The sequence below is a fragment of the Crenobacter sp. CS_VA4 genome, assembly GCF_055597485.1.
Window position 1 is genome coordinate 48,148 of sequence record NZ_JBVMAE010000023.1, and the last position, 6,629, is coordinate 54,776.

Sequence of the window (6,629 nt, forward strand, 5' to 3'; positions counted from 1 at the left end):
TGTGCTCCTTCTTAAATCTTCGTGATTGTTGCAATGACGTATGAATTTAATTGCCATGATACGCCGAACAGGATGACGAACGAATGGTCGGCGTATGCAAATTCGAGTTTGGCATTTTACATACATTCACGAACGTATGTAAAATGCGCGGCGAGCCATTTTAAAAAATAATTGTAGATTGTCGATCTTGCCAAACAGCTATCACTATTTGGTTTAACAATCAGCGTTCCCGCTTTAAGATGCCTCCCCTACCACGAGACCGCCCCACCATGGCCCGCCGTACCCGCGAAGAAGCCGAACAGACCCGGCTGCAGCTACTTGAAACCGCCCAGACGCTGTTCTGGGAAAAGGGGGTCAGCCGCACCTCGTTGGCCGACATCGCGCACGCCGCCGGCGTCACCCGCGGCGCGATCTACTGGCACTTCGCCAACAAGGCCGACCTGTTCAACGCGATGTGCGGCCTGGTCGAACCGGAAATCGACGAAATGCAGCGCCGCCTGTGCGAACAGGCGCGCACCGCACCGGCGCGCACGCTGTGGCGCCACTGCTGCGAGCTGCTGTACGCCGTTTGCACCGTCCCACGCATCAAGCGCATCGTTGGCATCCTGCAGCTGCGCTGCGAGTACGTCGGCGAGATGGAACTGGTCAACCTCGCCAACGCCGAATGCCTGAAGGAAAACCAGCAACGGTTCCAGCGCCTGCTCGAACACGCCGCCACGCTCGGCGAACTGCAGCCGGGCATCGACCCATATATGGCCGCGCTCAGCCTGCAAGGCCAGCTGCGCGGCCTGATCGAGGTGTGGCTGATGCGCCCCGAGGCGCTCGACCTGGCCCGCGACGCCGAGCAGCTTTTAACCCCTTATTTTTCAGGGGTTTTCCGGCCCGGCAGCTGGCGCGACGCTGCTGACGAAAACGGCAACTAGCGCTATACTTCCGACCTTTTCCGCCTTCCTCCCCCTCATTGCATGACCAGTGCCATCTCGATCGACGGCGTCGGCAAGCGCTTCGGCCAACTGCAGGCGCTCGACTCCGTCAGCTTCACCGTCGAACAGGGGGAATTCTTCGCCCTGCTCGGCCCGAACGGTGCCGGCAAGACCACGCTGATCTCGGCGATGGCCGGGCTGTCGCGCCAGGACCAGGGCCAGATCCGCATCATGGGCCACGACACGGTCGGCGCCGCGCGTGACGCGCGCTTGAACCTCGGCGTGGTGCCGCAGGAACTGGTGTTCGACCCGTTCTTCACCGTGCGCGAGACCCTGGTGTTCCAGTCCGGCTACTTCGGCCTGCGCCGCAACGACGCCTGGATCGACGAGCTGCTGTTCAAGCTCGGCCTGACCGACAAGGCCAACGTCAATATGCGCGCGCTGTCCGGCGGGATGAAGCGCCGGGTCATGGTCGCCCAGGCGCTGGTGCACCGCCCGCCAGTGATCGTGCTCGACGAGCCGACCGCCGGCGTCGACGTCGAGCTGCGCCAGAGCCTGTGGCGCTTCGTCCAGGAGCTGAACCACGCCGGCCACACCATCGTGCTGACCACCCACTACCTGGAAGAGGCCGAGGCGCTGTGTAGCCGCATCGCGATGCTCAAGCGCGGCCGGCTGGTGGCGCTGGAGAACAAGGACACGCTCTTGGCCCGTTCGGCCAACCGCGAGGTGGAGCTACAGCTGTCGGCCGAACTGCCGGCGGCACTGCGATCGCTCCACGTCCGCGACGACGACGGCCGCATCGTACTGCGCCTGCCGGCGCTGACCGAGCTGGAAGGTGTGCTGACGACGCTGCGCGAGGCCGGCGTCGAGGTTCGCGAGCTGTCGATGCTGGAGACCGACCTGGAACACGTGTTCGTGTCGATGATGCACGGAGGGCAGGCGTGATGAACGGCTTCTACACCCTGTTCAAGAAGGAAGTGCTGCGCTTCTGGAAGGTCGCGTTCCAGACCGTATCGGCACCGGTGCTGACCGCGCTGATGTACCAGCTGATCTTCTCGCACGTGTTGCGCAGCCACGTCGATGCCTACCCGGGCGTCAGCTACACCGCCTTCCTGATCCCGGGGCTGGCGATGATGTCGATGGCGCAGAACGCCTTCGCCAACGGCTCGTCCAGCCTGATCCAGTCGAAGATCACCGGAAATATCGTGTTCATCCTGCTGCCGCCCTTGGGCGCGCTGGAGTTCTTCGCGGCGTATCTGCTGGCGGCGATCGTGCGCGGCCTCTTGGTCGGCCTCGGCGTGCTGGTGGTGACCGCCTGGTTCGGCCTGCCGCTGCCGGCCGAGCCGCTGTGGGCGCTGACGTTCGCGCTGCTCGGCTGCGGCGTGCTCGGCACGCTCGGCCTCATCGCCGGCATCTGGGCGGAAAAATTCGACCAGCTGGCGGCGTTCCAGAACTTCTTGATCATGCCGCTGACCTTCCTGTCCGGCGTGTTCTATTCGATCAACAGCCTGCCGCCGATCTGGTACGCGGCCAGCCACGCCAACCCGGTGTTCTATATGATCGACGGCTTCCGCTACGGCTTCTTCGGCCAGGCCGACATCAGCCCCTGGCTGTCGCTCGGCGTGGTCGGCGCCAGCTTCGTCGCGCTGTCCGCCCTGGCCTTGTGGATGATCAAGACCGGTTACAAGCTGCGTCATTAAAAACACCTGACAGGCTCTAGGCTTTCTCAATTTTTGGATTCGACAGACATGGTTACCCCCGAACTCGTCCAGCAATACATCGCCGCCGGCCTCGACTGCACCCACATCGCGGTCGAAGGCGACGGTCATCACTTCTACGCCCAGATCGTCTCGCCGGCCTTCGCCGGCAAGCGTCTGATCGAGCGTCACCGCATCGTGATGGAAGTGGTCAAATCGCGCCTGCAAAGCAACGAGATCCACGCGCTCTCGATCGTCAAGGCGCTGACGCCGGACGAATGGGAAAAACAACAGGGCTAAGCCGACATGGAAAAACTGCACATCCGCGGCAACGGGCCGCTCAACGGCGAGATCCGCGTGTCCGGCGCCAAGAACGCCGCGCTGCCCATCCTCTGCGCCAGCCTGTTGACCGCCGACACGCTGAAGCTGTCGAACGTCCCGATGCTGCGCGACGTCGCCACCACCCAGAAGCTGCTTCAGGGCATGGGCGCGCGAGTGATGACCGACAACGTCCACGAGGTCGAGATCACCGCCGCCGGCATCAACAACCTGGTCGCCCCCTACGATCTGGTGAAGACGATGCGCGCCTCGATCCTGGTGCTCGGCCCGACGCTGGCGCGCTTCGGCGAGGCCACCGTCAGCCTGCCCGGCGGCTGCGCGATCGGCAGCCGCCCGATCGAGCAGCACATCAAGGGCCTGGTCGCGATGGGCGCCGAGGTGTCGATCGAGCACGGCTATGTGAAGGCGCAGGCCAAGCGCCTGCGCGGCGCCAAGGTGGTGATGGACATGGTCACCGTCACCGGCACCGAGAACCTGTTGATGGCCGCGGTGCTGGCCGACGGCACCACCGTGCTGGAAAACGCCGCGCGCGAGCCCGAGGTGACCGACCTCGCGCTGTGCCTGAACGCGATGGGCGCCAAGATCTCCGGCATCGGCAGCGACCGGCTGGTGATCGAGGGCGTCGAACGCCTGCACGGCGCCGAGCACGCAGTGATGCCGGACCGCATCGAGGCCGGCACCTTCCTGGTCGCCGCCGCCGCGACGCAGGGCCACGTGGTGCTGCGTAACGCCGCGCCGAAGTCGATGGAAGCGGTGCTCGACAAGCTGGTCGAGACCGGCGCGGTGGTCGAGGCCGGCGACGACTGGATCTCGCTCGACATGAAACGTCGGCCGAAGGCGGTCAACGTGCGCACCCTGCCTTACCCGGCGTTCCCGACCGATATGCAGGCGCAGTTTATGACGCTGAACGCGATCGCCGACGGCGTGGCGATGGTCACCGAGACCATCTTCGAGAACCGCTTCATGCACGTACCGGAACTGAACCGGATGGGTGCCAATATCGAGACCGAGGGCAATACCGCGGTGATCAAGGGCGTCGAACGGCTGTCCGGCGCCACCGTGATGGCCACCGACCTGCGCGCGTCGGCGTCCCTGGTGATCGCCGGCCTGGTGGCGGACGGCGAGACCATCGTCGACCGCATCTACCACCTCGACCGCGGCTACGAACACATCGAGAAGAAGCTCGGCGCGGTCGGCGCCCACATCGAGCGCCACAGCTAAGACTGTTTGTTTTTTTCGACACAACGGCCAACCGTTAACGCGGTTGGCCGTTTTTTTAACAAAAATCAGACCTTTGCTTGCTAATCCCATCACATGACATTCTAATTGACCACTGCAAGAGGAGAGTGCCGCGTTGCGGCGTCAAATAAATCAAACAAGAGAACTCGTCAGATGGTGCACAGCATACGCGGCAAGATCCTGCTCGGCAGTGGTCTGCTGATCCTGATCGGCTTTGCCGGCCTGATCGGCCTGAATACCTACCTCGGCTACCAGCAGGCCGAAGACGCCGCCCTCGTGTCGGCCCAGCAGCAGGCCCGGCTCGCCGCCGACCAGGTACAGCGCCGCCTCGAGCAGGCCTACTTCTCGACGCAGACGTTGGCCGAAAGCGCGGTGGCGCTGCGCCAGCAGCAAGCCACCAACGGCCGGGTGCTACTGTCGGCCATCGTCAAGCGCCAGACGCCCACCAACCCGAACGCGGTCGGCTACTTCGTGCTGTGGGACCACAATGCCTTCGACAGTCACGACGCCGAACTGGCCGGCCAGCCGAACAACGACAAGGAAGGGCGTGCCGGCGTCTACTGGTACCGCAAGAACGGCAAGATCGACGTGGTGTGGGGTACCGAAGGCGCCGATACCAGCGAGTACTACGTCAAGCCCAAGGCCACCAGCCGCCCCATCCTCACCGAACCCTATATCGATGCCGACATCAAGGTGCTGATGGGCACGGTGTCGTTCCCGCTGATCGTCGACGGCAAGGCGATCGGCGTCGCCGGCTGCGACCTGGCGCTGGCCGACCTGCAGAGCATGGCCAGCGCGATCCAGCCCTACGACAGCGGTTACCTGTCGCTCTACTCCAACCGCGGCCTGCAGTTGGCCGGCCGCGATGCCCGGACCAACGGCAAACCGGCCCAAAACCTCCCGGGAGACGCCAAGGCGGCCATCGCCGCCGGCCAGAGCTACAGCTACGACAGCGCCGACGGCTTCCGCCACTTCATTCTGCCGATCCGTATCGGCGACACCGCCAGCCCCTGGGCCGCCCAGCTGTCGATTCCGCTCGACGCGGCATTCGCCTCGGCCCGTGCCGCCAGCCTGAAGGCGACGCTGGTCAGCGTCGGCCTGCTAGTACTGATCGTGCTGCTGCTCGGCGTCTTGCTGAACCTGCTGCTCAAGCCGTTGGGCAGCCTTCAAGGCGCGATGACCGGTCTGTCGCAGGGCAACGGCGACCTCACCCAGTCGCTGGCGATCGCCAGCCGAGACGAGATCGGCACCGCCGCCGGCGCGTTCAACCGCTTCATCGGCTCGCTGCGCAGCATGATGCTCGACGTACGCGGCCACGGACAGGGCGTACAGGGCGCCAGCCGCCAGCTAATGCAGCAGGTCGAGCAGATCCGCCAGAGCTCGAACCACCAAGCCGAGGCGGCCAACGCCACCGCCGCCAGCATCGAGCAGCTATCGGTCAGTGTCAGCCAGATCGCCGACGCCGCGCGCAACGCCGAGACGCTGGCGCGCGATGCCGGCAGTCTATCCGAACACGTTGCCGGCGACGTCGAAGCCAGCGCGCAGGAAATCGCCCGCATCGCCGACACGGTGCGCACGCTGGCGACGGTACTGAGCGGCCTGGAAGACCGCTCGCAGCAGATCAGCAGCATCGTCAACGTGATCAAGGACATCGCCGACCAGACCAATCTGTTGGCGCTAAACGCCGCGATCGAGGCGGCGCGCGCCGGCGAACAGGGCCGCGGCTTCGCGGTAGTGGCCGACGAGGTGCGCAAGTTGGCCGAACGCACCGCCCGTGCCACCGTCGAGATCGGCGGCATGATCGCCGCCATCCAGCAGGAGTCGCGCCAGGCCAGCGGCAATATGGAGACGGCGTTGCAGCAGGTCGACCACGGCGTCAGCCTGGCGAGCCAAGCTGTCGGCTCGATCAACCTGATCCGCAACGACACCCGCCAGGTGGTCGCCAGCGTCGGCGACATCGCCGCCGCCACCGCCGAACAGTCGAGCGCCAGCCAGGAAATCGCCCATCACATCGAACAGATCCACAGCATGGTCCAGCAGACCGACCACGCAGTGCAGAGCGCGCACGACGATACCGAGGGACTGCGCCGACTCGCCGACGAGATGGAGACGCTGATCGGGCGGTTCCGGCTCTGAGCCGGGAAGTCTTCAGAGCAACAAAAAGCCTGTCGTCAGACAGGCTTTTTGTTTGGGCGGGCGCAGCCAAACCGGCAAGCACAGCAGCGGTGGAGATCATTGGTCCGTGAACTGCCGAAGTGCATTAAATAGCAAGACGACGACAAGGACGCAATGGAACGGTGAACTAATGGGGCGCGGCAGGTAATGGTAAGCAGGAGTTGTGCGCGGGGCGGTGTTGGCGCGCCAAAGCACAAAGCCCCAGCTCGGCTGAGCTGGGGCTTTGGGTGCTCGGGAACCGGGGTTCCGAAGCGAA

6 protein-coding genes are annotated in these 6,629 nt (G+C 64.6%); all 6 read left to right on the forward strand.

The annotated features are described in order from the left end of the window. Positions 1–269 precede the first annotated feature (269 nt). The 6 genes from ACZ2IA_RS17815 to ACZ2IA_RS17840 all read left to right on the forward strand — a co-directional run bounded on the left by ACZ2IA_RS17815 (position 270) and on the right by ACZ2IA_RS17840 (position 6,334). Positions 270–923, forward strand: coding sequence for a TetR family transcriptional regulator (locus tag ACZ2IA_RS17815; RefSeq protein WP_470293937.1), 654 nt, complete (start codon positions 270–272; stop codon positions 921–923). A 42-nt stretch (positions 924–965) separates the two neighbouring features. Beyond that, positions 966–1,868, forward strand: a complete 903-nt coding sequence (locus ACZ2IA_RS17820) for an ABC transporter ATP-binding protein (RefSeq protein ID WP_470293938.1) — start codon at positions 966–968, stop codon at positions 1,866–1,868. Beyond that, complete coding sequence (locus ACZ2IA_RS17825; protein ID WP_470293939.1) at positions 1,868–2,623, forward strand: ABC transporter permease; 756 nt, start codon at positions 1,868–1,870, stop codon at positions 2,621–2,623. Before ACZ2IA_RS17820 ends, ACZ2IA_RS17825 begins: the two co-directional genes overlap by 1 nt. Positions 2,624–2,671: 48 nt before the next feature. Then, positions 2,672–2,920: a BolA family protein gene (locus ACZ2IA_RS17830; RefSeq protein ID WP_470293940.1), complete on the forward strand. Its 249-nt coding sequence runs from the start codon at positions 2,672–2,674 to the stop codon at positions 2,918–2,920. Between the two features lie 6 nt (positions 2,921–2,926). Next, positions 2,927–4,180: a UDP-N-acetylglucosamine 1-carboxyvinyltransferase gene (gene murA / locus ACZ2IA_RS17835; protein WP_470293941.1), complete on the forward strand. Its 1,254-nt coding sequence runs from the start codon at positions 2,927–2,929 to the stop codon at positions 4,178–4,180. 171 nt (positions 4,181–4,351) lie between these two features. Further along, positions 4,352–6,334, forward strand: coding sequence for a methyl-accepting chemotaxis protein (locus ACZ2IA_RS17840; RefSeq protein WP_470293942.1), 1,983 nt, complete (start codon positions 4,352–4,354; stop codon positions 6,332–6,334). The last annotated feature ends 295 nt before the right edge of the window (positions 6,335–6,629 follow it).

Excerpts from the sequence above, each read along its gene's own strand:
- ACZ2IA_RS17815 (WP_470293937.1), top strand. The coding sequence starts at position 270 with ATGGCCCGCCGTACCCGCGAAGAAGCCGAACAGACCCGGCTGCAGCTA.
- ACZ2IA_RS17820 (WP_470293938.1), top strand. The coding sequence starts at position 966 with ATGACCAGTGCCATCTCGATCGACGGCGTCGGCAAGCGCTTCGGCCAA.
- ACZ2IA_RS17825 (WP_470293939.1), top strand. The coding sequence starts at position 1,868 with ATGAACGGCTTCTACACCCTGTTCAAGAAGGAAGTGCTGCGCTTCTGG.
- ACZ2IA_RS17830 (WP_470293940.1), top strand. The coding sequence starts at position 2,672 with ATGGTTACCCCCGAACTCGTCCAGCAATACATCGCCGCCGGCCTCGAC.
- murA (WP_470293941.1), top strand. The coding sequence starts at position 2,927 with ATGGAAAAACTGCACATCCGCGGCAACGGGCCGCTCAACGGCGAGATC.
- ACZ2IA_RS17840 (WP_470293942.1), top strand. The coding sequence starts at position 4,352 with ATGGTGCACAGCATACGCGGCAAGATCCTGCTCGGCAGTGGTCTGCTG.